Genomic DNA, 21,853 nt, shown 5'->3' on the forward strand with positions numbered 1-21,853 from the left:
GGCAAAAATTTGAGGTGAAGAAAATGATTTCGGATAAAATTAAATTAACAGCGAAAGATATTTTAGAAAAAGAATTTAAAACAGGTATGAGAGGTTATCAACAAGAAGAAGTAGATAAGTTTCTTGATATGATTATTAAAGATTATGAAGCTTTTCATAAGGAATTTGATCAATTAAAACAACAAAATGCTCGTTTGAAACGTGAATTAGAAGAACAAAAAGTAGCGGCAACACAAGTTCCGCAACAACCGGTACAAACACCAGTTGCACAACCAGTGTATAACAATACGAATACGGATATTTTAAAACGTCTATCTAATTTAGAAAAAGCTGTATTTGGAAGTAAGTTATACGAATAAATTAAGGTAACAAAAAGGTTAAAGCATTTTACATAGAAAAAAACATTGCAAAATCTTTTTGTTTCCACTATACTAATGTTTGTCATAACGTTTGGGTAATCGCTGCAACGCCAACGTTGTAGAGGAAAGTCCATGCTCGCACGGCCTGAGATGGCTGTAGTGTTCGTGCCTAGTCAAGTCATAAGCTAGGGTATTCTGGCTGCAAGGCTGGTTTAACGGCAGGGAAAAAACCTAAGTCCTTTCGGATATGGTTTGACTACCTTTAAAGTGCCACAGTGACGAAGTCCTTGAAGAAATGATAGGAGTGGAACGAGGTAAACCCCACGAGCGAGAAACCCAAATAATGGTAGGGGAATCTTTTCCAAGGAAATGAACGACGGAAAAGGACAGGTTTTCGTAACCTGTAGATAGATGATTACCACCGGAGTACGAGGCGTGGGCCGTTTGCAGTACAAAGGAACAGAACATGGCTTACAGAACGTTATGAACCAACTATGAAATAACTCAGCTCTCCTTTGTTAGAGGAGGGCTTTTTATTTGTATGAAGTTATAAGTTGTGAGTTAAAATGGTAAGTGAGAATATTCTTCGTAATATGTGATAATTAATAGGACAACATGTTATTAATTATTGTTTGATTATACATAAGAGGTGAATGCAAATGGGAAAAGTTACTTTAATTGCAACAGCGGCAATGGGTATTGAAGCGTTAGTTGCCCGAGAAGTTCGCGATCTTGGTTATGAATGTGAAGTGGAAAACGGGAAGGTAACGTTTGAAGCGGATGAAAAAGCGATTTGTCGTACGAATTTATGGTTACGTACTGCAGACCGTGTGAAAATTAAAGTCGGCGAATTTAAAGCAACAACATTCGATGAGTTATTTGAAAAAACAAAAGCGTTAAACTGGGGAGATTATATTCCAGAGAACGGAGAATTTCCTGTTATTGGGAAATCTTTGAAATCAACATTATTTAGCGTTTCAGACTGCCAACGTATCGTTAAAAAGGCTGTTGTTGAGAAATTAAAAACAACGTATAGACGCACAACTTGGTTTGAAGAAGATGGACCGTTATTCCGTATTGAAATTGCAATGCTCAAGGATATTGCGACGTTAACAATCGATGCAAGTGGTGTAGGTCTTCATAAACGTGGATACCGTCTTGAGCAAGGTGAAGCGCCTTTAAAAGAAACATTAGCTGCGTCTTTAATTAAGTTAACAAACTGGAAGGCGGATCGTCCTTTCGTTGATCCTTTCTGTGGATCTGGTACAATTCCAATTGAAGCTGCATTAATTGGACAAAATATCGCACCAGGATTTAACCGAGGCTTTGCATCGGATGAATGGGGCTGGGTTGGTAAACAAAATTGGCGCGAAGCTCGTCAAGAAGCTGAAGATTTAGCTAATTATAATCAACCATTGCAAATCATTGGATCAGATATCGATCACCGTATGATAAGAGTTGCCCAAGATAACGCAGAAGAAGTTGGATTAGGGGATCTTATATCATTTAAACAAATGCAAGTAAAAGATTTCACGACAAAAGAGGAATATGGCTATGTTGTAACGAATCCTCCATACGGAGAACGTTTAAGTGAAAGAGCGCTTGTTGAAAAATTATATAAAGAAATGGGAGAGGTATTCCGCCCATTAGATACGTGGTCAATGTATTTATTAACAAGTTATGAAGCATTTGAGAAATGTTATGGGAAAGATGCATCGAAAAAGCGTAAACTGTTTAACGGATTTATCCGTACAGATTACTATCAATACTTTGGAAAGCGTCCACCGCGTAATTCATAGTATAAAACTCCTCCAGCACGCATATACTGGCTATTATGTAATGCGTAAAGGAGGAAGTGATATGGATAGTTTCCAATTATCGATGATTCAAAAAGCTATTCACCGTACGTATGATGAGCTCGGAAAAGAAGTGGATAGTCAAGGTGCAATTGTAGATGGAATACAAAAAGCGCAGGAAGAATATTTGTCAGCTCTTTCACATGAAACAGCGATTGATAAACGTTATTTAAGGTCATTAATATAGAAAAAAATTTTCCTTTTTCGAAAGGAAAATTTTTTTTCGTGTATTTCTATGTATTGTAACAGGGGAAAGTGGCTGCGCACATGTGAGTAGCAGTTGCTATATCTTTTTATAGAAAAACTGTTTGGTTGGAGGCTAAGGATGTTTACTGAGAATAGGTTACCATTTGAAGTAGGAAAACAAGATAATTTTTATGATAAGTTGAATGAGTGGATTGGAGATGTGTTTTACGACATTCTTCCGGAAAAGGGCTTTGAAGAGCGTGATGAACAGATTTTTATGGCGTTTCAGTTAGAGCGCGCTTTCCAAGAGAAGAAAGTTATGTTTGCAGAAGCGGGTGTAGGAACAGGGAAAACAATTGTATATCTTCTATATGCAATTTGTTATGCACGTTATACAGGGAAGCCGGCTATTATCGCTTGTGCAGATGAAACGTTAATTGAGCAGCTTGTGAAAGAAGAAGGAGACATTGCTAAGTTATCTGAAGCATTAGGGCTATCTGTTGATGTTAGACTTGCGAAGTCAATGGATAATTATTTATGTTTACGTAAACTTGAAGATGTTATGAGTGGACGAGCTCCAGAAGTAATTGAAGATGTATATTACGAATTACCTCAGTTCGTATTCGATCATGGTACGATGCAGAACTTTACTCACTATGGTGATCGAAAAGAATTTCCGCTGTTAAATGACGAGGAATGGTCAAAGGTAAACTGGGATTACTTCCAAGATTGCTTCACTTGTGATTCTCGTCATCGTTGTGGTCAAACTCTTTCGCGCGAGCATTATCGTAAAGCGGCAGATTTAATCATTTGTTCTCAAGATTTCTATATGGATCATATTTGGACGTACGAAGCTCGCAAACGTGAAGGACAAATTCCGTTATTACCAGAAAGTAGCTGCGTTGTATTCGATGAAGGGCATCTTGTAGAATATGCAGCTCAAAAAGCTTTAACGTACCGTTTAAAACAAACGATGATGGAGCAACTTTTAACGAGATTATTACAAAATGATATTCGTGAAGAGTTCGCACATTTAGTAGAAGAAACAATTTGGCAAACTGAACAATTCTTTGGGGTACTACAAGAGAATAAAAAGGAAATTGAAGGTTCTGATCGTTTAGAAATTACTGTGACAGAAAAGGTAACTGCAGAAGCGAAAAGACTTTATGCGAAAATCGGTGAAGTCGGTGATGCATTAGTATTTGAAAGTGAAATGCATACAGTAAACACATACGATTTAAATATTGTTGATGAGCATTTAGATGTGTTAGAGCATTCACTTCGTCTTTTCATGCACGAGAAAAATGTAATTACGTGGGGTGAAGAAGGCGATGGTGCTTTCACGTTAGTTATTATGCCGCGTGCAGTTGAAGAAGTGTTACAAGAAAAAGTATTCTCGAAGAAGATTCCATATATTTTCTCTTCTGCGACATTATCTGACAATGATTCGTTCGCATTTACTGCAAATAGTCTAGGGGTAAAAGATTACTTATCATTCTCAGTTGCTTCGCCGTTTGATTATGAAGAGCAAATGACAGTAAACTTACTTCCGTATACGAAAGAAAATGAATGGGAAAGAAAGTGTCAATATACACTTGAAAATATACAAAAAACAAATGGACGTACACTCGTATTATTCCGTACAACGCAAGAACTTGCAGCGTTTAAAGAATATGTAAGTAAAGAGCAAATGTCAGTTCCGTTCCTATATGAAGGAGATCAAGAAATTAGTCAGCTCGTTTCTCGTTTCCAAAATGAAGAAGAGACTGTACTTTGTGCCGTTCATTTATGGGAAGGTTTAGACATTCCAGGTTCATCATTATCACATGTTATTATTTGGTCATTACCATTCCCTCCAAACGATCCTGTGTTTGAGGCGAAGCGTAAACATGTGAATGATCCATTCTGGGACGTAGATGTGCCTTATATGATTTTACGTCTTCGCCAAGGAATTGGACGTTTAATTCGTACAAGTGAAGATAAAGGTGCTATATCATTATTCTTATCAGATAATGAAGATGAAAAAGTGATAGAAGCAGTGAAGAAAGTACTTCCGGTAGAAGGAAAAGTACTTTAAGCGAAAAAATGTTGTAGGGAAAAGTTTGGCATTTGCCAAGCTTTTTTTCTATTAGAAAAGGAATTTATGTTTCAGTGTCGAAATAAGTTTGAGGTAGAAAAAGGAGGTTTTTTATACTATGACAGTTGCTACATATGAAGTGGAAAAACAATTTTTAACATATGTCAAGAAGATAGAGAATTACGGAGAGGCATTAAGCTTAATGTTTTGGGATTTAAGAACAGGTGCACCAAAGCAAGGAGTAGACCAGCGTTCAGAAGTAATTGGAATGCTTTCATCCGAAGTGTTTGCGATGTCGACTTCAGATGAGATGGGGAACTATTTAACTGAACTAGAATCTTTAATTGTTGAAAATAAACTTTCTGAAACGACAAAGAAAATGGTTGAAGAGTGTCGTAAAGAATATGATAGAAATAAGAAAATTCCACAAGCGGAATATGAAGCGTATGTGAAATTAGAAGCGAAAGCGGAAAGTGTATGGGAAGAAGCTCGCGAAAAATCTGACTTCGAAATGTTCCGTCCGTATTTAGAAAAAATTGTTGAATTCAAAAAGAAGTTTATTACATATTGGGGTTACGAAACGTACAAATATAACACGCTATTAGACATGTATGAGCCGGGAATCACAGTAGAAGTGTTAGATCATGTATTTGGTCAACTACGTGAACGTATCGTTCCGCTTGTGAAAGAAATTTCTGAGTCTAAAAAAGAATTAAAAACAAATGCTTTAGCTGAACATTTTTCAAAAGAAAAACAAAAGAATTTTACTTTAGAGTTATTAAAACAATTGAACTATAACTTTGAAGCGGGTCGTCTTGATGAAACGGTACATCCTTTTGAAATTACATTAAATAGAGGGGATGTTCGTATTACGACTCGTTACGATGAAAAAGATTTCCGTATGGCAGTGTTTGGAACAATTCATGAATGTGGCCATGCTGTATATGAACAAAATATTGCGGAGGAATTTGAAGGTACACCGCTATGTAGTGGAACTTCTATGGGTATTCATGAGTCACAATCATTATTCTTTGAGAACTTTATCGGTCGTAATAAATCATTCTGGAAGAAAAATTATGATTTATTAAAAGAGTATAGCGATGGTCAATTCAATGATATATCAGTAGATGAGTTTTATGATGCGATTAACGAATCGAAGCCATCGTTTATTCGTATAGAAGCAGATGAGCTTACATATCCGCTTCACGTCATGGTTCGTTATGAACTTGAGAAAGAATTATTTGATGGTACATTACAAGTGAAGGATTTGCCAGCGGCTTGGAATGATAAGATGGAAGCATATTTAGGAATTCGTCCGGAAAACGATGCACAAGGTGTATTGCAAGATGTTCACTGGGCTGGTGGTTCATTTGGATACTTCCCATCTTATGCGCTTGGTTATATGTATGCAGCGCAATTTAAACATAGGATGCTAAAGGATATTCCAAACTTTGATGCATTATTAGAAGAAGGAAACGTGACACCAATTCGTGAATGGTTAACAGAAAATATTCACCAATATGGCAAAACGAAAAAACCACTTGAAATTTTAAAAGATGTGACAGGTGAAGGTTTAAATGCAAACTACTTAGCTGATTATTTAGAAGCTAAATATAAAGAGATTTATGAGTTATAAAACAGGAGCTGCTTAATTGCAGCTTTTTTTTATGAGGGAGTGAGAGAAATGGGTTATATGTTTACAGTAATGTCGCAAGCGGAAGCAGAAGAAATTGCATATAACTGGCATTATGAAGGGGAGTATTCCTTTTATGATATAGAGGCAGATGAAGAAGATTTAGCTGAGTTTTTAGAGGATGAGAGTAGAGGGAATCATACATTTTCTGTGAAGGGAAATGGTACTCTCATTGGTTTCTTTAGTTTTAGTAACATAAATAATCAAACGGTTGATATAGGTCTCGGAATGAGACCTGATATAACTGGGAATGGATTTGGTCTACAGTTCGTAAAAGCTGGACTAGCTTTTAGTAAAGAAAAATACGGATGCAATTATATAACGCTATCAGTAGCGACATTTAATGAAAGAGCGATTAACGTGTATAAAAGAGCAGGATTCGAAGCTGTTGGAACGTTTATACAGAAAACAAATGGTAGTTGTTTTGAGTTTTTGAAAATGAATTATATATGTAAAAATGATTAAAAAACAGAGGAGAGCTTCTGTTTTTTTATTTTGATGTAGAAATAAATGATGTTTGTTTTTGTACTTGTTGTAATTAGAAGTTTTGAAATTTTGGAAGAGGATGTGTATGATTGAAGTTTAGTAGCAAATAGCAAGTTTAGTAAGGAGAGGTAGTATGATTACAATTAAAACGAAAAATGAAATAGATTTGATGCATGAATCTGGGAAGTTACTAGCTTCTTGTCATAGGGAAATTGCCAAAATGATGAAACCAGGAATAACGACACAAGAAATTGATACGTTTGTTGAAGCGTATTTAGAAAAGTATGGTGCAATATCTGAACAGAAAGGTTACAACGGGTATCCATATGCGATATGTGCATCTGTAAACGATGAAATGTGTCACGGTTTCCCTAGTGATGTACCTTTACAGGAAGGAGATATTGTGACAATTGACATGGTAGTAAACTTAAATGGTGCGCTCTCGGATTCTGCATGGACGTATATAGTTGGAGATATTTCTGATGAAGCAAAAAGGTTATTGTTAGTAGCTGAGAATGCTTTGTATAAAGGGATTGATCAGGCGGTAATCGGTAATCATGTAGGAGACATTGGCTATGCAATTGAAAGTTATGTAGCAAATGAAGGTTTTTCTGTCGCAAGAGACTTTACGGGACACGGGATCGGTAAAGAGATTCATGAAGAACCAGCGATTTTTCATTTTGGTAAACAAGGACAAGGGCCTAAGTTACAAGAAGGAATGGTAATTACAATTGAGCCCATAGTAAATGTAGGTATGCGATATTCTAAAGTAGATTTAAATGGGTGGACTGCAAGAACGATGGACGGTAAATTATCAGCTCAATATGAGCATACAATTGCGATTACAAAAGATGGTCCAATCATTTTAACGACGCTTAAATATGAAATGTAAGAGTTTGCAAAAGTCGAACGAAAATAGTATTTTCATAAAATTCGTACGTGTTTTTTTAATAAATACTTTCCAAAATTTAAAAAGTGCGTTATAATCCTTCTATAAAATAAATAGTTAGCTACACTCATATAATCGCGGGGATATGGCCTGCAAGTTTCTACCGAAGTACCGTAAATACTTTGACTATGAGTGAGGACGAATATATTTGCTTGTTTAGCATTCTTTTTTGCGAAACTCCAAAAGCGCGTCTCTCACTTGTAACGAGTGGTGGCGGCTTTTGGAGTTTTTTATTGCATAAGAGGGGGAACAAACATGAAAGTATTACAAGAAAAGATTTTGAACGAAGGAAAGGTTTTATCTGGTGACGTATTAAAGGTAGATGCATTTTTAAATCATCAAATTGACCCAGTACTTATGCAAGAGGTCGGAAAAGAATTTGCTAAACGTTTTAAAGAAGAGAACATTACAAAAATCGTGACGATTGAATCTTCAGGCATTGCACCAGCAGTTATGGCTGCATTAGAGCTTGGTGTAAAAGTAATCTTTGCAAGAAAACGTAAATCGTTAACGTTACAAGATAATATGTACGTTGCAAACGTATACTCATTTACGAAACAAGAAACGAATGAAATTTCATTATCTCGAAATCATATCGATGAAAATGATCATGTATTAATTATCGATGACTTTTTAGCAAACGGTCAGGCTGCTTTAGGTTTAATGAGTTTAGTAGAGCAATCTGGAGCAAGTATTGCCGGAATTGGTATTGTTATTGAAAAAGCATTTCAAGATGGAGGAAAGAAGCTGCGTGAACAGGGTGTTCGTGTTGAATCACTAGCAGAAATTGCATCACTTGATAACGGCACAGTTACATTTGTACAGCAAGAAACTGCGGAGGTGAACTAACGATGAAGCAGCACCCATTTAAAATCGCATCGCTTGGTATTCAGCACATGCTTGCCATGTACGCTGGCGCAATTATTGTTCCTCTTATTGTCGGCGGGGGACTGGGTTTAAATCAACAAGAATTAACGTATTTAGTATCGATTGACTTATTAATGTGCGGCGTTGCGACAATTTTACAAGCATTATCAAATCGCTTTTTCGGTATTGGACTTCCAGTTGTACTTGGTTGTACATTTACAGCGGTTGGACCGATGATTGCAATTGGTAAACAATACGGCGTGTCCTCTATATATGGAGCAATTATTGCTGCGGGATTATTTGTTGTTATTTTCGCGAAATTATTTGGGAAGCTTGTAAAACTGTTTCCTCCTGTTGTAACAGGATCTGTCGTTACAGTTATTGGGGTTACACTTGTTCCAGCAGCTATTAATGATATGGCTGGAGGAGTTGGAAGTAAAGATTTCGGAAGTCTAGAAAATTTAGCGTTAGCATTTGGTGTTTTATTATTTATCATTATTATGTATCGTTTCTTTGATGGATTTATCCGTTCAATCTCTATATTACTAGGTCTATTGTTCGGTACAATCGTTGCAGCATTTATGGGGAAAGTAAGTTTGCAAGCGGTTGGAGAAGCGGATTGGTTCCACGGTATTCAGCCATTTTACTTCGGTACACCAACATTTGAATTAACGCCAATTATTACGATGATTTTAGTTGCTTGCGTAGGGATTGTAGAAGCAACAGGTGTATATTTCGCATTATCTGATATTTGCAATAAAAAGATCGGTGAAAAAGAATTAACAAAAGGCTATCGCGCAGAAGGATTAGCGATGGTTCTAGGTGGTATTTTTAACGCATTTCCATACACAACATATTCTCAAAACGTAGGACTTGTTCAATTAACTGGAGTAAGAAATCGCGTCATTATCTATACTTGTGGTGGTATGTTAATTGCTCTTGGGTTTATTCCTAAAATCGCAGCCATTACAACAATTATTCCGAAATCAGTACTTGGCGGTGCAATGCTAGCAATGTTCGGCATGGTAATGGCGTATGGCATTAAAATGTTAAGCAGTGTTGATTTTGGAAAACAAGAAAATTTATTAATTGTTGCATGTTCTGTCGGAATCGGACTTGGAGTTACAGTCGTTCCAACGTTATTCTCACAGCTTCCGGAAAACATCCGTATTTTAACAGATAACGGAATTGTACTTGGAAGTGCGTCAGCAGTACTATTAAATATCGTATTTAATATGGTGCCACAGCGTAAAGTAAAAGAAGAGCCAGTGTCTATGCAAAGTGCAGTAAGAGAAGCGTAAAAAAGCAAGGTCTCATTATGAGACCTTGCTTTTCTTTTTAAGTGGCATCATTTTCCCGTACGTACCAAGACGCCAAATGTACTCAAGTGGCCCATATTGATAACGTGACAGCCACCAGCGGCTAATAAAGATTTGTAACGTATAAAAGCCGATGCAAAATAGTGGTCCCACCCATAATGGAGCGGGATAATAATTTTTGAAAAATAGGCCGAATACAAGTAACGTAACAATCGTATGCGTGATGTAATTTGTTAACGCCATTCGTCCGACATATTGGAACGGACGTAATAATGTTTGCCATCTTTCTTTTTGTAATAAGCGCATGAGTGTGAAAATGTAGAAGATGAATAATGTTTTTCCGCTAAACATTGTAAAGGCACTCATGTAAATCGGATCATAAGGTTGTTTTGACAAGAAATAACGAACCATAAAGAACCACATTGGTAATGTTAAAACGAACATAATAATTTGCCATTTTTTTAGTTTTGGATCTAATTCTTTTGAGCGGCGGAAAATATCTTTTTTGCCAGCATATAAACCAAGCAAAAATAATCCAACTGTTTCTGGAAGCATGAATGCACTTAGCCCAATTGCTTCAGAATAAAACGCATGGAAACGATTTTGTATTTGTAACATCCAGTCCTCTAATGGCATGATTGGTAAGGAGAGTCCTAGCTCATCTCTTGGCATTAAGGCAATTCCAATGCTAGTAATTAGCATTAAAAATTGAAAAATGCTTAGTAAAACTAATGCCCAAATCAAAATAGTACGAGGTTCTCTCTTATAAAATAACAATAAGAAAAATCCAGCGATTGCATAACTATGTAAAATGTCCCCGTCCCATAAAAGAACGTAATGCAAGAACCCAAATAATAATAAAATGAGCAAGCGGCGAACAAATAAAGTTTTCGGATGATCTGTTTTCGCCTCAGCACGACTCATAAAGATATAAAAACCTAATCCGAATAAAAATGAAAAAATAGTATAAAATTTTGTTTGAATAAACATGTCATAAAACAAGCGAATATAGCTGTCTAATCCATCATAAACGCCGGAAATGTCTCGAGAATCAACACCAGCGATAACTGGCCAGTTAACAAGAAAAATACCTAGTACAGCTATTCCTCTAATGATATCGATGGAATGTATCCTCTCGCCTTGTGAAATATTTTGTGTCATTATTTTCCTCCTTGTTAAGTAATTCCCTTTTATCCCGCATTAACAAGCAGTAAGACTCCCACCTCAAAATTCAGTGAATACGAGGAAGTTAGGTGGGAGATCGACTGCTTGTAAAAGCCCGATTGGTTCAACTAATAATTAGTGGGTATGGGAAATATCCCCACTAATTACAGTTTCACTCTATTATACAAAATGTAAAGAGGAGGGTATATAGGTAATTTCCAATTTTTAAAACTGCTAAGATGTGCATTATGAGATATAATAAGAGTGCACAGCAAGTTTTAAACTTCTTTAAAACAGGCAGTAAAGCTCCTTTTCCCGAAGGAGCTTTCTTTTTTTAGAAATTTGTTGATAATGATTCTCTTTAATGATAAAATGTATTCAAAAGTGATAATCATTATCAAAAAAGGTTGGTGTGTTAATATGGTGTATGCACTTGTTGTAGGAACGATTGCTATATATGTTGGTGTTACAAAGTATGTATTAAATGGAGTAGGAACAACAAAATGAATAATATTACATAAAATCCCTTTCATTTGTAAAAAGAATGAAAGGGATTTTTTATTTTTGATGTGAATATGCTGAAAATTTAGTATGATAATAAAGTGAAACTTTAATCAGCGGGGAGGTCTATCCCTCACTGATTAATAGCCTGCACGAAACGGGTTTTTACTGCCCACAAATAGCGGGATAAAGTATATACATCTTGGATAAAGGGGAACAAGGGGATGACAAACATAGTACAGACAAACGGTATGAAAAAACTTGTTTGTTTTTATGAAGAGTGGCAAAAAAACGGCGATGTAGAGAATAGTTTGAAGTTGTTTGAAGTGATTCAAAAATATAAACAAGAGCAGCTTATGCTAGCTTTTTGTGGTCATTTTTCTGCTGGGAAATCGACAATGATGAATCACCTATATAAAGCGCAATTATTACCGACAAGTCCGATTCCAACGAGTGCTAACGTTGTTAAAATTGAAAGAGGATCTGATCGTGTTGTTGTAACGATTAAGTCTGGAGAACAGTACGAATATGACGGCGCATATTCAGCAGAAGAATTAAAACAAATATGTAAAGACGGTGATGAAGTAATTGGTGTTCATATTTATCGAAATGATGCGCCAATTCCTGATGGGGTTATGTTAGTTGATACGCCCGGAATTGATTCTACGGATGATGCCCACCAATTAGCGACGGAATCAACACTGCATCTAGCAGATGTTATTTTCTATATGATGGATTATAACCATGTCCAATCAGAGGTTAACTTACAGTTTGTTAAAGAATTGAAACAACGTAATAAAACGGTTTATCTCGTTGTAAACCAAATAGATAAACATAAAGCAAATGAGTTATCGTTTGAAGAGTATAGAGATAGTGTAAAACAGTCTTTTTCTAACTGGGATATTGAAGTAGATGGTATTTTCTATACATCATTGCGAATGATGAATCATCCATACAATGAAATTCAAAGTTTAGAAGCATTAATCTTTTCTATCATGAAAGAAAAAGAGCAGTATGTAAGAAAGGGAATGGAGCGAGAAACAGAATATTTACTGCAAGAACATTGTTCGTTTATTCTTTCTGAAAATGAAAAACATCTCATGAAATATGAAGAAGAATTAACATCACCACTGTCACTTTCAGAGATAGTTGAAAAAAAGGAAGAGTTAACTGAAAATAAAAATCGGGTGGCTAGTAAAGAATCTGATGTGAGAAATGAATTTATAAAAGGTTTACAAGCCATATTAGATAACGCGTATTTAATGCCATTTGAAATGAGAGAATTGGCAAATAAATATTTAGAAACGAAATTAACGAAGTTTAAAGTTGGCTTGTTATTTGCGAAAGGAAAAACGGAGCAAGAAAAACAGAGACGTGTAGATGCTTTTTATTCTGCTCTTCAAAAGACTGTTGAAACGCAACTTGATTTTCATGTGAAAGAATTTATTGTAGCCTTCTTAAAAGAAGAAGGGTTATTTACAGAGGAAATAGGGAAAGACATATATGCGTTAGAAATTGCTTTCGGACCGGAAGTGTTGGCTGAAACAATTAAACAGGGGGCTGGATTTACCGGTGATTACTTACTTCTTTATACTGCTGACGTTGCAAATGAGTTAAAGAAAAGATACTTTATGAAATCTCAGCAAATCTTTGGAAAAAGTACGGGTATATTGCAGAAGAAAGTGAAGATAGAGATTGCTCGTATTGAAGAAGAAATTGAAAAATATACGATGTTACAAACAGCAAAAGAAACAAAATTACAGTACATTAAGACGTATGAGGAATATGAGAGCTATTTAGGAGATATTTGGAATGAAAATGTTTCTATACCAGATGGATTGCAAATAGACGAAATATTACAAAGTGAAAAACAAGTTGTTAGTGAGAAGTTTACACTACAAGAGCAAGAAATTGTAAATGATAACGTAGCGGCTAGTGAAGAAGAGATTAAAGGAACGAAAGCTTTAAATATTCAGCGTATATTAGAAAAAGTGAAGAAAGCTGAAACGATATTAGATCCATTGCCTACACTGAAACATCTACAGCAAGAAGTAGTTGGAAAAAGACAGCGTGTAGAAACGAAGCAATTTACAGTAGCGTTATTTGGAGCTTTTAGTGCTGGGAAATCATCATTTGCTAACGCATTGCTCGGTGAAAAGGTACTTCCTGTATCGCCAAACCCAACGACAGCAACAATAAATCAAATTTTGCCAGTTACAGAAGATAAACAACATGGAACGGTAATTGTCCAGTTTAAATCAGAGCAAGCGCTGTTAGAAGATATGAAAGCTGTTTATAAAATGTTTCACTATGAAATTGCTACATTGGAAGAAGCGTTAACGAAAATTGATCAAATTATGAAATACCCTTCACCAAGCGGGAAGCAAAAAACAACATTTAGCTTTTTGCGAGCGGTACAAAAAGGATATGAGGCAGTTGCTAATCATTTAGGGGAACAATTACAAGTTACGTTAGAGGAGTTCTCTGATTATGTAGCTAATGAAGAAAAATCATGCTTTGTTGAGTATATGGAGCTTTATTATGATTGTGCTTTAACAAGGCAAGGAGTAGCTCTTGTAGATACACCAGGGGCGGATTCTATTAACGCGCGTCATACGGATGTTGCATTCCAGTATATTAAAAACGCAGATGCTATTTTATTCGTAACATACTATAATCATGTTTTCTCTCGTGCAGATCGTGAGTTTTTAATTCAGCTCGGTCGTGTAAAGGATACATTTGCACTTGATAAAATGTTCTTCTTAATAAATGCTGCCGATTTAGCGCAATCTGAAGAAGAACTTGAAATGGTAAAAGGTTATATTGCGGATCAGCTCCTGCAATACGGTATTAGAAATCCACGTTTATTTGCAATTTCAAGTTTATGTGCGCTTGAAGAAAAGCAAGGGAAAAGTATTGATAAAGAAAAGTATGGTATTTTACAAAACTCCGGGATTACTAAGTTTGAAGAATCATTTACGTCCTTTATGATGAGGGATTTAATGCTTGTATCTGTGCATGCTTTATATGGTGCATTGCAAGGAGCGAATCAGCTTCTTGTAAATATGATAAATGGCGCAAAGCAGGGAAATGATGAGAAAGAGAAGCAAACAAAAAAATATGAAGCAGAGCGTAATCAGCTACTTCATATTATTTCATCATATAGTGTACTTGCTGAAGAGCAAGCAATGCAAAATGAAGTGAAAGAATTGCTTTATTATGTACACCAACGTCTATTTTTACGCTATAACGATGTGTTTACTGAATTTATTAATCCGGCGTCGTTACGAACAGATGGGAATGTGAAAATGCAGTTGCAGCAATGTGTAATGGAATTAGTTTCATTTATTCAACATGATTTATTACAAGAAATGCGTGCGACATCATTACGTCTTGAAAAATGGATAGATGAAGCGATGAAGCGTGCAAAGGATGAAATTGTTGTGAATTGCAAAGTGGAAAATGAATCGATTTCTATGGGTGGAACAGTGGATTATGAATATAAAATTATTACACATAAAGAGCCGTTTCCTTCAATAGAAATAAAAGATTTTAAAAAGGCACTAGCACATTTTAAAAATGAGAAAAGCTTTTTTGAAAAAAATGATAAAGCTTTTATGCAAGAAGACGCTAAAGGAGTGTTAGAACCTTTCGTATCAAACTATGTAGTTGATGAAGAAGATTTATTCGTTCATCATTATAAGCAAGAATGGGATGCAAAATGGAACCTATTCCAAAAGGTGATGCAGCAAGATGTTGAGAATTATTATGAAAGTATATTATTCGCTTTAGCTGAAACAATTGATGTATCACTATACGAACAAAGTAAAGAAGAGCTACAAAAGCAGTTAGTAGAAATTGAAAAAGAAATTTATATTAAATAGCTGTTATGAAAAAAAGATTCGTTCAATTTTCTTTTGTAGTACAGTATCTAAAGATTTTACAAACCCTGCAAACTCATCAGTAGAAATCATATGGGTAAGAACTAAGCGTCTGCCGTCTGGTGTTTCACCGCATAAGACGAATGAAGAAAACTCATACGTTTTGTTTTCTACTACTAATTTTGGATAGGAATATGTGTCGCTCTTCTTTTTCTTTCCATCAATAGAGATGACGTTGCATTTTTTCTCATTGTTGTCCATGGTGAATCCCTCCTTTCTATTATCTATGGTAGACAAGGGGGGTTTAGAACAATAGAGGAGGGGGAATTTTTATGTCTGTTGTCATAGAGCGTATTTCGAAAGAAGCTATACCGAAATCTTTATTACTCCTTGCTGATCCAAGTGAAAGCCAAATTGATGCATATGTACAGAGTGGGTTTACGTATATAGCTAAACAAGAAGAAAGAATCATCGGTGTATATGTGCTTTTGGAAACAAGACCAAGGACAATGGAAATTATGAATATTGCGGTTGTAGAGCATTTGCAAGGAAAAGGGATTGGAAAGCAGCTATTAAGTCATGCCGTAGAAACTGCTAAAGGATATGGTATGTCAAAACTTGAAGTTGGTACAGGCAATTCTAGTGTTTCACAACTTGCTTTATATCAAAAATGTGGATTTCGTATTTTTTCTATTGATTTTGATTACTTTTCAAAGCATTATGAAGAAGAGATTATTGAAAATGGGATTGTATGTCGTGATATGATTCGGCTTGCAATGGAATTGAATAAGAACGTATAACTTATTTAGGGGGAAGAGAAGATGGAAGTACATAAAGCAATTACAGCACATTCTCGTAAACAAAATGAAAGTGTAAAAGCATGTTTACAATTAGATGCGCAGCGTGAAGCAGCTATTGAAGCAGCCGTATCTCTTGCGTCAAAGGGGAAAGAATTTTCGGTTGATATCATTAATGTTGTAACAAAGCAAATTAATGATCTTGCAAAAAATGGTGTTACACTGCAGCGTAAACTTGTTACAAAAGATATGGTTATGGAGTATGTAGGTCGTTTGCAAGAGAAAGAAGGTCGTTAAAGATGGTTGTTACAGTCGAATGGTTACGTGAGCATATAGAAGATGAGAATGTCCGTATAATCGATTGTCGATTTGATTTAGCGAATCCTAATTGGGGTAGAGAGAAGTATGAGGAAGAACATATTCCTCATGCGTTATATTTTGATTTAAATTTAGATTTATCAAGTCCTGTAGCAGAACATGGTGGCCGCCATCCGTTGCCAAATATTGAGGAGTTTGCAGACAAGCTTTCACAGGCCGGAATTGATGAACATATGACAGTGATTGCGTATGACAGTCAAGCTGGTGCAATGGCTTCTCGTTTATGGTGGTTATTAAACTATGTAGGACATGAGAAAGTGTATATATTAGACGGTGGATTTCCAGCTTGGAAAGAGAATGGATTACACACAACGCCGAATATCCCAGTTATTGCACGAAAACCTTTTATACCGGAAATACAAGAAAATATGCTTGTAACGATGGAAGATGTGAGAGGGAAAATTCGTGCAGGTGCAAATATGACATTAATTGATTCTAGGGAACCAAAACGTTATGCTGGTGCGGAAGAGCTTGTTGATTCGAAGGCAGGGCATATTCCGACGGCAGTAAACTATTTTTGGAAAGATGGGATTTTAGAATCGGGACACTTTAAAAACGAAGAGGAACAGCAAGGGCGTTTCCAAAATCTTGATAAGGAGAAGGAAACAATCGTATATTGTGGTTCTGGTGTTACAGCGTGTCCGAACATAGTTGCATTAAAATTAGCTGGTTTTCAAAATGTTAAATTGTATACAGGTAGCTGGAGCGATTGGATTTCTTATCCAGAAAATCAAATTGCAAAAGAAGAAGATTAATCACTTGCATGCAAAAATAATTTGTATTAAAATAAGGTCACAAGCAAGAGATTGCTTCAAAAAAATTATATTTTACACATTGGAAACAATGTGATAATATAACGACAAGTAAATAATACATCCTGCGGTGTGCGTAACTTATTTATGTCTAAAACCGATGTTAGTTTTACGGAAGCTCAATATTTAGTGACCATTATCAAGCCTTCCTTGTGGAGGAAGATATACGGTAACTGTGAGGGCATCCACCTGCGAGTAGCGGGTTTTTGGACATTTACGAGAGACGGCACTTGCGGGGGTCTTATTTCAACTAATAGTATATAAAATTCCTACGGTGTACGTAGCTTGTGTATGTCTTAAACCAATAAGTATAATGCGGAAGTTCAATATTTAAATGTAGATAGCAGGCCATCTTTTTAAGAAGGAAGTTACAAACATTTGTGAGAACATCCACCTGTGAGAGCAGGTTTATGGACATCTATAGATAACGGCATATGTGGGACTATATAAAAAACCTTACGTTTTATACGTAAGGTTTTTTTGTTGAATAAATATACTCATGTTATCTCGATTTACCTGTAAAGTTCCCATAATAAATATAGCACTTGCGGTCTTCATCAATTTCTCTTGAATCGAGGGTGAATTCCAAATGTATTCCATCCCGTTGAATATATATAATATCTGAATGGAGAGAGGGTAAGATATCCTCGTAATTCCAAATATCTTTACTTTCTATCATAATTGAGCAGGTTTCCTTTAGTTCTCTAATTTCAAAACCTATGTGCGAGTATGTAGGATCTGAAGGGTCGTTGGAAAAAACTTCTTTTTGTATATATAACACTGCTGTTCCGTCTGGATCTACTGAAGTTGCAGTAACGATATATGTATTTCCATCTTTTATAAAATATTCACAAGTCATGCGCGCGACAATTTCAGAATTAGAAATATTTGCGTAGTTCCATAAAGCTGGATACCCGTTTGTTTCATCATTGAGCCGATATTCCAATCGCATTTTATCCCTCTTCTTCCTTTTTCTTCTACTTTATCATGACATCTTATATAATAGAAATATAATTTAAAAAGGGGAGTGCAAAGGTGACAAAAACGAAATGGCTAGTAGGTGGTGTCCTAACATCTTTAATGACGGGCACTTTATTTGGCTGCGCGCAAGATATTCCCCCCGAACCGAATGATAATAGTTGTTCTGATTGGGATTGGGATGATGAGCTTGGTGTTTGGCAGTGTGATGATAGTAGTTCAGGTTATCGTGGACATTACTTTTATGGTGGTACATACTATCAAAATAAATCCACCTTCAAAAATTCATCAGAGTTTAAAACTTATCAATCTTCGGCCGAATTTAAAGGTGGAATTGGAAGCGGTTCAAAGGGAGGATTTGGGGGCTAACATATGTCGCAATACATAAGGGATCGAAAAGAGTTTTATTCGAAATATCCGAATTTTTGGTCGGATTTATATGAATGTGAGTATAGTTTGTTTCATGTTTTCCCGATAACAGAGCAAACGATGAAACAATTACAAGTAGCAACTGAACGAATGGGGAAAATATTTTTTAAGACTGCTAGAATTCTTCGGAATTTATCTAATGAACAGCTTCTTGAACTCGGTTTTCCAACTGCAAGCTTGCCTTTTATTAGACTGAAAGGGATGTATCCTGAATCTGTTATTTCACGATTTGATTTTGCTTTAACAGAGGATAATCGTATTAAAATGCTTGAGTTTAATAGTGATACTCCAACTTTTATTGTGGAATGCTTTCAAATGAATGGAAAAGTTTGTGAAGAACTTGACTATGATGATCCAAATGCAAATCAAGAGCGCTTACTTTCTTCTGGTATTACAAAAGCCGTAATGGAGTTTACAAAAGGAATGGAAGATCCAAATGTTGTTTTCACAGCTCATCCTGAACATATAGAAGATTGGAATACGACTATGTATTTGAGTAGGCTATGTCATGTTGAAAATAAAGTAATGCCAATGACAGAACTTAGAATTACAGATGATGCTTTAGTAGATAGAGATGGTGTACCAATTGATGTTTTGTATCGCCAAACATATCCAATTGAAGACTTAATTGAAGATCAAGATCCCGAAACGGGGGATTTGGTGGGAGTAGAACTTTTGCAACTTGTAAAAGAAGGAAAGCTTTTTATTATAAATCCTTTGTCGGCCTTTTTACTTCAGCCGAAATCAATTCAATGTCTTATTTGGGGATTAGCAGAAGAAGGTGCTTTTTACACAGGTGAGGAACAAAAGTGGATTAAAGAATATATGCTTCCTACATATTTAGAGCCAGATTTATTTTTTGGGAAAAGTCCGTTCGTTCAAAAACCTTCGTTCGGTAGGGAAGGTGACACGATTACGATTCGTGATAAGGATACAAATATTATGATTCGAAATGCACATGAAACGTATAAATCGTCACTGCCTATATTTCAGAAATATACAGAGCTTCCAGTTGTATTTTTGGAAACTGAAAAAGGAATTGAGAAGCTGTCGTACGTGTTTGGGGCTTTTTTAATTGCTGGAAAAGCGAGCAGCATCGGTATACGTGCCGGAGAAAAAATTACGGGAAATGAATCGTATTATTTACCGGTAGGTATTAAGAAGGAGGAAAATAAATGATTAATTTTTTACTATATTTAGCAGTATCACTTGTACTTTTGTGTATCGGTCTTTTTCTTATGGAAGTGACAACGAAAGTTAAGGAATTTAAGTTAATGGCTCAAGGGAATAAAGCGGTAAGCTATGTACTTGGAGGAAGACTACTTGGTCTTGCTATCGTTTTATATTCAACGGCTGCTAATTCTATTTCAATTCTTGATATGGTTTCATGGGGAGCTGTTGGGATTTTAGCTCAAATTATTGTCTTTTATTTAGCGGAATGGCTTACACCACGTTTTAATATTAATAAAAGTCTTGAAGAAGATAATCAAGCAGTTGGTCTTTTCCTTATGTTTTTATCACTTTCCATCGGAATTGTAATTGCTGGTTGTGTAACGTATTAAAACCCTTACATTTTAACGTAAGGGTTTTATTTTTCATTTGCTAATTTTTTGCAATATGTGTTCAATTAATTTATGTAGCCGAACGCTGAGCAGGATGCGTATTAGTGTACTAAACTCGAGATAGTTATTGTAATAAGGACAAGTTTCCATACAAAGTGTTGACATCTATTTTAAATAAGAGTAACATTTTCTATGTAATTATAATAAGTCTCTGTTAGGTGAGGCTCCTGTATAGAGAAATGCTACTGCCCAAAAATGTCGAGAGACGCCAATGGGTCAACAGGAATGATCGAATTAAGGTTTTTCTTAACGTAGCTGGTAATGAACCTATGCTATACAGTGCTAAAACTCGGCGAGGGAGAGGTCCATAGATTTCTAATTGTATTATATTAGGAATCGCTTATTTGTGTATGCAAAGACCTTTGCTCTCTTATGAGTAAGGGTCTTTTTTGTTAGCAAACTATGAGTAATTTCATAGTATAGATTATAACTAAAAAATTAAAGAGGAGGTGAGGAGCATGTCAAATTCTGACTCGGTTCCGTTACCCATATACTTCAAATCAAAAATATATGATGTAGGCAGGAAACGACTTGTTCCTCCCTCTATATTTATCATAATGTAGCGTTTATTCGAGTATTTAAGCGCTAGACACTTTCACAGTAAAGTGGATAAATTGAGAAACAAAGCGTTTCTTCCTATGTTGTAAAGGAGGAGACGATAATATGTTATATGTAAATAAAAGTGTGGGTGACACTTCGTATAAATTAAGTAAAAAAGCAATGAAAGAACAAACAATGCTTCAAAAAAATAAAGATTTATTAATTGAAATCGCAACAAGAGATGTAAAATCTGTATTTGCGTATTTTAAAACAACAAGAGACGGACTATCTATGAAAGAGGCACAAAAGCGTATTCAAGTATACGGACGAAATGAATTAACTTCAAAAAGAGCGCGTATTGCGGAAGTAATGATGAAGCTAAGTGGAATGATCCCAGGTCTTTCAAAACAAAATATGGGTGATGAATTACAATGTGAAACAGTTACTGTTTCTAGAGTAGCTGGCTGTAGCGTAACAGGGCTAAACAGTGAACTAAAAATGATGAAATTACCAGTACAAGAGCTTGTACCTGGAGATATGATTTTTCTTGCAGAGGGCGATACAGTGCCAGCAGATGTACGTATTATTTATGCAAATGATTTATTAGTAAATGAATCTATGCTGACAGGAAACGGTGCTAGTATTGAGAAATTTGAAAGTTGCTATCATCTTGAACGTAAACGATTTATTCCATTAAAACGGATGAAAGACTATAATCCACTTGAACTTGAAAATGTATGTTTCAAAGGTACGTATATTGTTGACGGAAATGCAAAGGCTGTAGTTGTTTCGACAGGTAAAAATACGTATTCAGGAATACTTCATACTTGTTGCGGTAGAATGTCTTAATGTGTTAATGATGCTAAATATACAAAAACAATGTATAATAGACAAAGTTGAACAAAAACGTAGAATGGTAATCTATATATAACCTTACGTGATAACGTGAGGTTATTATT

Annotated in this window: 21 protein-coding genes, 3 other RNA genes and 2 riboswitches; of the genes, 21 read left to right on the forward strand and 3 right to left on the reverse strand. The window is 35.6% G+C overall.

All coding sequences use genetic code 11. The annotated features are described in order from the left end of the window. The first annotated feature begins 23 nt into the window (after window positions 1-23). From gpsB to pbuX, 10 genes are all read left to right on the forward strand, one after another. Window positions 24-359 carry a cell division regulator GpsB gene (gene gpsB, locus NSQ08_RS06505; RefSeq protein WP_000622426.1) on the forward strand — a complete coding sequence of 112 codons (336 nt, stop codon included), beginning with the start codon at window positions 24-26 and terminating at the stop codon, window positions 357-359. Between the two features lie 87 nt (window positions 360-446). Next, an RNA gene (gene rnpB, locus NSQ08_RS06510) (RNase P RNA component class B) lies at window positions 447-838 on the forward strand. 180 nt (window positions 839-1,018) lie between these two features. Continuing rightward, a complete protein-coding gene (locus tag NSQ08_RS06515; protein ID WP_002011868.1) occupies window positions 1,019-2,158 on the forward strand; it encodes a THUMP domain-containing class I SAM-dependent RNA methyltransferase in 1,140 nt (379 codons plus the stop codon). A gap of 61 nt (window positions 2,159-2,219) precedes the next feature. Next, the gene (locus NSQ08_RS06520; RefSeq protein ID WP_002126488.1) at window positions 2,220-2,402 is read left to right on the forward strand and encodes a DUF3921 domain-containing protein; all 183 of its coding nucleotides are present in this window, start codon (window positions 2,220-2,222) and stop codon (window positions 2,400-2,402) included. A 138-nt stretch (window positions 2,403-2,540) separates the two neighbouring features. Continuing rightward, complete coding sequence (locus tag NSQ08_RS06525; protein ID WP_002011942.1) at window positions 2,541-4,478, forward strand: ATP-dependent DNA helicase; 1,938 nt, start codon at window positions 2,541-2,543, stop codon at window positions 4,476-4,478. 118 nt (window positions 4,479-4,596) lie between these two features. After that, complete coding sequence (ypwA, locus tag NSQ08_RS06530) at window positions 4,597-6,114, forward strand: carboxypeptidase (protein WP_002030824.1); 1,518 nt, start codon at window positions 4,597-4,599, stop codon at window positions 6,112-6,114. 48 nt (window positions 6,115-6,162) lie between these two features. Continuing rightward, window positions 6,163-6,636 (forward strand): GNAT family N-acetyltransferase, encoded by a 474-nt coding sequence (locus NSQ08_RS06535; RefSeq protein ID WP_340772704.1) that lies wholly within the window; start codon window positions 6,163-6,165, stop codon window positions 6,634-6,636. Between the two features lie 154 nt (window positions 6,637-6,790). Beyond that, the gene (locus NSQ08_RS06540; RefSeq protein ID WP_340772709.1) at window positions 6,791-7,549 is read left to right on the forward strand and encodes a type I methionyl aminopeptidase; all 759 of its coding nucleotides are present in this window, start codon (window positions 6,791-6,793) and stop codon (window positions 7,547-7,549) included. Window positions 7,550-7,653: 104 nt separating this feature from the next. Continuing rightward, a riboswitch (purine riboswitch) is annotated at window positions 7,654-7,755 on the forward strand. Window positions 7,756-7,861: 106 nt separating this feature from the next. Then, the gene (locus NSQ08_RS06545; RefSeq protein ID WP_340772713.1) at window positions 7,862-8,455 is read left to right on the forward strand and encodes a xanthine phosphoribosyltransferase; all 594 of its coding nucleotides are present in this window, start codon (window positions 7,862-7,864) and stop codon (window positions 8,453-8,455) included. Between the two features lie 2 nt (window positions 8,456-8,457). Further along, on the forward strand, window positions 8,458-9,774 hold the full coding sequence (gene pbuX / locus NSQ08_RS06550; RefSeq protein ID WP_002168774.1) for a xanthine permease PbuX: 1,317 nt from the start codon (window positions 8,458-8,460) through the stop codon (window positions 9,772-9,774). A 15-nt stretch (window positions 9,775-9,789) separates the two neighbouring features. Here the strand turns inward: pbuX and NSQ08_RS06555 are convergent, their stop codons facing one another. Further along, the gene (locus NSQ08_RS06555) at window positions 9,790-10,953 is read right to left on the reverse strand and encodes a DUF418 domain-containing protein (protein ID WP_340772717.1); all 1,164 of its coding nucleotides are present in this window, start codon (window positions 10,951-10,953) and stop codon (window positions 9,790-9,792) included. A 354-nt stretch (window positions 10,954-11,307) separates the two neighbouring features. Between NSQ08_RS06555 and NSQ08_RS06560 the strand changes: the two genes are divergently transcribed. Together NSQ08_RS06560 and NSQ08_RS06565 are read left to right on the forward strand one after the other, a co-directional pair. Then, window positions 11,308-11,463 (forward strand): hypothetical protein, encoded by a 156-nt coding sequence (locus tag NSQ08_RS06560; RefSeq protein WP_165689454.1) that lies wholly within the window; start codon window positions 11,308-11,310, stop codon window positions 11,461-11,463. 218 nt (window positions 11,464-11,681) lie between these two features. After that, on the forward strand, window positions 11,682-15,341 hold the full coding sequence (locus NSQ08_RS06565) for a dynamin family protein (RefSeq protein ID WP_340772723.1): 3,660 nt from the start codon (window positions 11,682-11,684) through the stop codon (window positions 15,339-15,341). Between the two features lie 3 nt (window positions 15,342-15,344). Here the strand turns inward: NSQ08_RS06565 and NSQ08_RS06570 are convergent, their stop codons facing one another. Further along, on the reverse strand, window positions 15,345-15,599 hold the full coding sequence (locus NSQ08_RS06570; protein ID WP_000369740.1) for a DUF3931 domain-containing protein: 255 nt from the start codon (window positions 15,597-15,599) through the stop codon (window positions 15,345-15,347). Window positions 15,600-15,670: 71 nt separating this feature from the next. Here NSQ08_RS06570 and NSQ08_RS06575 point away from each other — a divergent pair, with 71 nt between their 5' ends. The 5 genes from NSQ08_RS06575 to ssrS (NSQ08_RS06595) all read left to right on the forward strand — a co-directional run bounded on the left by NSQ08_RS06575 (window position 15,671) and on the right by ssrS (NSQ08_RS06595) (window position 17,772). Further along, window positions 15,671-16,138, forward strand: a complete 468-nt coding sequence (locus NSQ08_RS06575; RefSeq protein WP_002189027.1) for a GNAT family N-acetyltransferase — start codon at window positions 15,671-15,673, stop codon at window positions 16,136-16,138. A 21-nt stretch (window positions 16,139-16,159) separates the two neighbouring features. After that, complete coding sequence (locus tag NSQ08_RS06580) at window positions 16,160-16,432, forward strand: YpbS family protein (RefSeq protein WP_002030845.1); 273 nt, start codon at window positions 16,160-16,162, stop codon at window positions 16,430-16,432. A gap of 2 nt (window positions 16,433-16,434) precedes the next feature. Continuing rightward, window positions 16,435-17,268 carry a sulfurtransferase gene (locus NSQ08_RS06585; protein ID WP_340772730.1) on the forward strand — a complete coding sequence of 278 codons (834 nt, stop codon included), beginning with the start codon at window positions 16,435-16,437 and terminating at the stop codon, window positions 17,266-17,268. Between the two features lie 116 nt (window positions 17,269-17,384). Continuing rightward, a non-coding RNA gene (ssrS, locus tag NSQ08_RS06590) (6S RNA) lies at window positions 17,385-17,567 on the forward strand. A gap of 21 nt (window positions 17,568-17,588) precedes the next feature. Continuing rightward, window positions 17,589-17,772: non-coding RNA, 6S RNA (gene ssrS, locus NSQ08_RS06595), on the forward strand. A 55-nt stretch (window positions 17,773-17,827) separates the two neighbouring features. On the opposite strand, the gene NSQ08_RS06600 is transcribed toward ssrS (NSQ08_RS06595), so the two are convergent. After that, the gene (locus NSQ08_RS06600; protein WP_002030848.1) at window positions 17,828-18,277 is read right to left on the reverse strand and encodes a hypothetical protein; all 450 of its coding nucleotides are present in this window, start codon (window positions 18,275-18,277) and stop codon (window positions 17,828-17,830) included. 83 nt (window positions 18,278-18,360) lie between these two features. Between NSQ08_RS06600 and NSQ08_RS06605 the strand changes: the two genes are divergently transcribed. From NSQ08_RS06605 to NSQ08_RS06620, 4 genes are all read left to right on the forward strand, one after another. Continuing rightward, window positions 18,361-18,672, forward strand: a complete 312-nt coding sequence (locus NSQ08_RS06605) for a hypothetical protein (RefSeq protein WP_002126505.1) — start codon at window positions 18,361-18,363, stop codon at window positions 18,670-18,672. Window positions 18,673-18,675: 3 nt separating this feature from the next. Next, window positions 18,676-19,911, forward strand: a complete 1,236-nt coding sequence (locus tag NSQ08_RS06610; RefSeq protein ID WP_340772739.1) for a glutathionylspermidine synthase family protein — start codon at window positions 18,676-18,678, stop codon at window positions 19,909-19,911. Further along, window positions 19,908-20,294 (forward strand): DUF350 domain-containing protein, encoded by a 387-nt coding sequence (locus NSQ08_RS06615; protein ID WP_002086561.1) that lies wholly within the window; start codon window positions 19,908-19,910, stop codon window positions 20,292-20,294. Before NSQ08_RS06610 ends, NSQ08_RS06615 begins: the two co-directional genes overlap by 4 nt. A gap of 203 nt (window positions 20,295-20,497) precedes the next feature. Beyond that, window positions 20,498-20,663, forward strand: a riboswitch (M-box (ykoK) riboswitch). A gap of 354 nt (window positions 20,664-21,017) precedes the next feature. Further along, window positions 21,018-21,743, forward strand: a complete 726-nt coding sequence (locus NSQ08_RS06620; protein ID WP_340772743.1) for a P-type ATPase — start codon at window positions 21,018-21,020, stop codon at window positions 21,741-21,743. The last annotated feature ends 110 nt before the right edge of the window (window positions 21,744-21,853 follow it).

Origin of the sequence: Bacillus sp. FSL E2-8887 (assembly GCF_038007205.1) — a bacterium.
GTDB lineage: Bacteria > Bacillota > Bacilli > Bacillales > Bacillaceae_G > Bacillus_A > Bacillus_A mycoides.

What these genes read in the sequence shown, in the direction of transcription:
- NSQ08_RS06520 (WP_002126488.1), top strand. Translation starts at nt 2,220, where the DNA reads ATGGATAGTTTCCAATTATCGATGATTCAAAAAGCTATTCACCGTACG.
- NSQ08_RS06615 (WP_002086561.1), top strand. Translation starts at nt 19,908, where the DNA reads ATGATTAATTTTTTACTATATTTAGCAGTATCACTTGTACTTTTGTGT.
- NSQ08_RS06515 (WP_002011868.1), top strand. Translation starts at nt 1,019, where the DNA reads ATGGGAAAAGTTACTTTAATTGCAACAGCGGCAATGGGTATTGAAGCG.
- gpsB (WP_000622426.1), top strand. Translation starts at nt 24, where the DNA reads ATGATTTCGGATAAAATTAAATTAACAGCGAAAGATATTTTAGAAAAA.
- NSQ08_RS06545 (WP_340772713.1), top strand. Translation starts at nt 7,862, where the DNA reads ATGAAAGTATTACAAGAAAAGATTTTGAACGAAGGAAAGGTTTTATCT.
- NSQ08_RS06600 (WP_002030848.1), bottom strand. Translation starts at nt 18,277, where the DNA reads ATGCGATTGGAATATCGGCTCAATGATGAAACAAACGGGTATCCAGCT.
- NSQ08_RS06585 (WP_340772730.1), top strand. Translation starts at nt 16,435, where the DNA reads ATGGTTGTTACAGTCGAATGGTTACGTGAGCATATAGAAGATGAGAAT.
- NSQ08_RS06535 (WP_340772704.1), top strand. Translation starts at nt 6,163, where the DNA reads ATGGGTTATATGTTTACAGTAATGTCGCAAGCGGAAGCAGAAGAAATT.
- NSQ08_RS06575 (WP_002189027.1), top strand. Translation starts at nt 15,671, where the DNA reads ATGTCTGTTGTCATAGAGCGTATTTCGAAAGAAGCTATACCGAAATCT.
- NSQ08_RS06540 (WP_340772709.1), top strand. Translation starts at nt 6,791, where the DNA reads ATGATTACAATTAAAACGAAAAATGAAATAGATTTGATGCATGAATCT.
- pbuX (WP_002168774.1), top strand. Translation starts at nt 8,458, where the DNA reads ATGAAGCAGCACCCATTTAAAATCGCATCGCTTGGTATTCAGCACATG.
- NSQ08_RS06620 (WP_340772743.1), top strand. Translation starts at nt 21,018, where the DNA reads ATGTTATATGTAAATAAAAGTGTGGGTGACACTTCGTATAAATTAAGT.
- NSQ08_RS06580 (WP_002030845.1), top strand. Translation starts at nt 16,160, where the DNA reads ATGGAAGTACATAAAGCAATTACAGCACATTCTCGTAAACAAAATGAA.
- NSQ08_RS06565 (WP_340772723.1), top strand. Translation starts at nt 11,682, where the DNA reads ATGACAAACATAGTACAGACAAACGGTATGAAAAAACTTGTTTGTTTT.
- NSQ08_RS06560 (WP_165689454.1), top strand. Translation starts at nt 11,308, where the DNA reads ATGATTCTCTTTAATGATAAAATGTATTCAAAAGTGATAATCATTATC.
- NSQ08_RS06555 (WP_340772717.1), bottom strand. Translation starts at nt 10,953, where the DNA reads ATGACACAAAATATTTCACAAGGCGAGAGGATACATTCCATCGATATC.
- NSQ08_RS06525 (WP_002011942.1), top strand. Translation starts at nt 2,541, where the DNA reads ATGTTTACTGAGAATAGGTTACCATTTGAAGTAGGAAAACAAGATAAT.
- NSQ08_RS06570 (WP_000369740.1), bottom strand. Translation starts at nt 15,599, where the DNA reads ATGGACAACAATGAGAAAAAATGCAACGTCATCTCTATTGATGGAAAG.
- NSQ08_RS06610 (WP_340772739.1), top strand. Translation starts at nt 18,676, where the DNA reads ATGTCGCAATACATAAGGGATCGAAAAGAGTTTTATTCGAAATATCCG.
- ypwA (WP_002030824.1), top strand. Translation starts at nt 4,597, where the DNA reads ATGACAGTTGCTACATATGAAGTGGAAAAACAATTTTTAACATATGTC.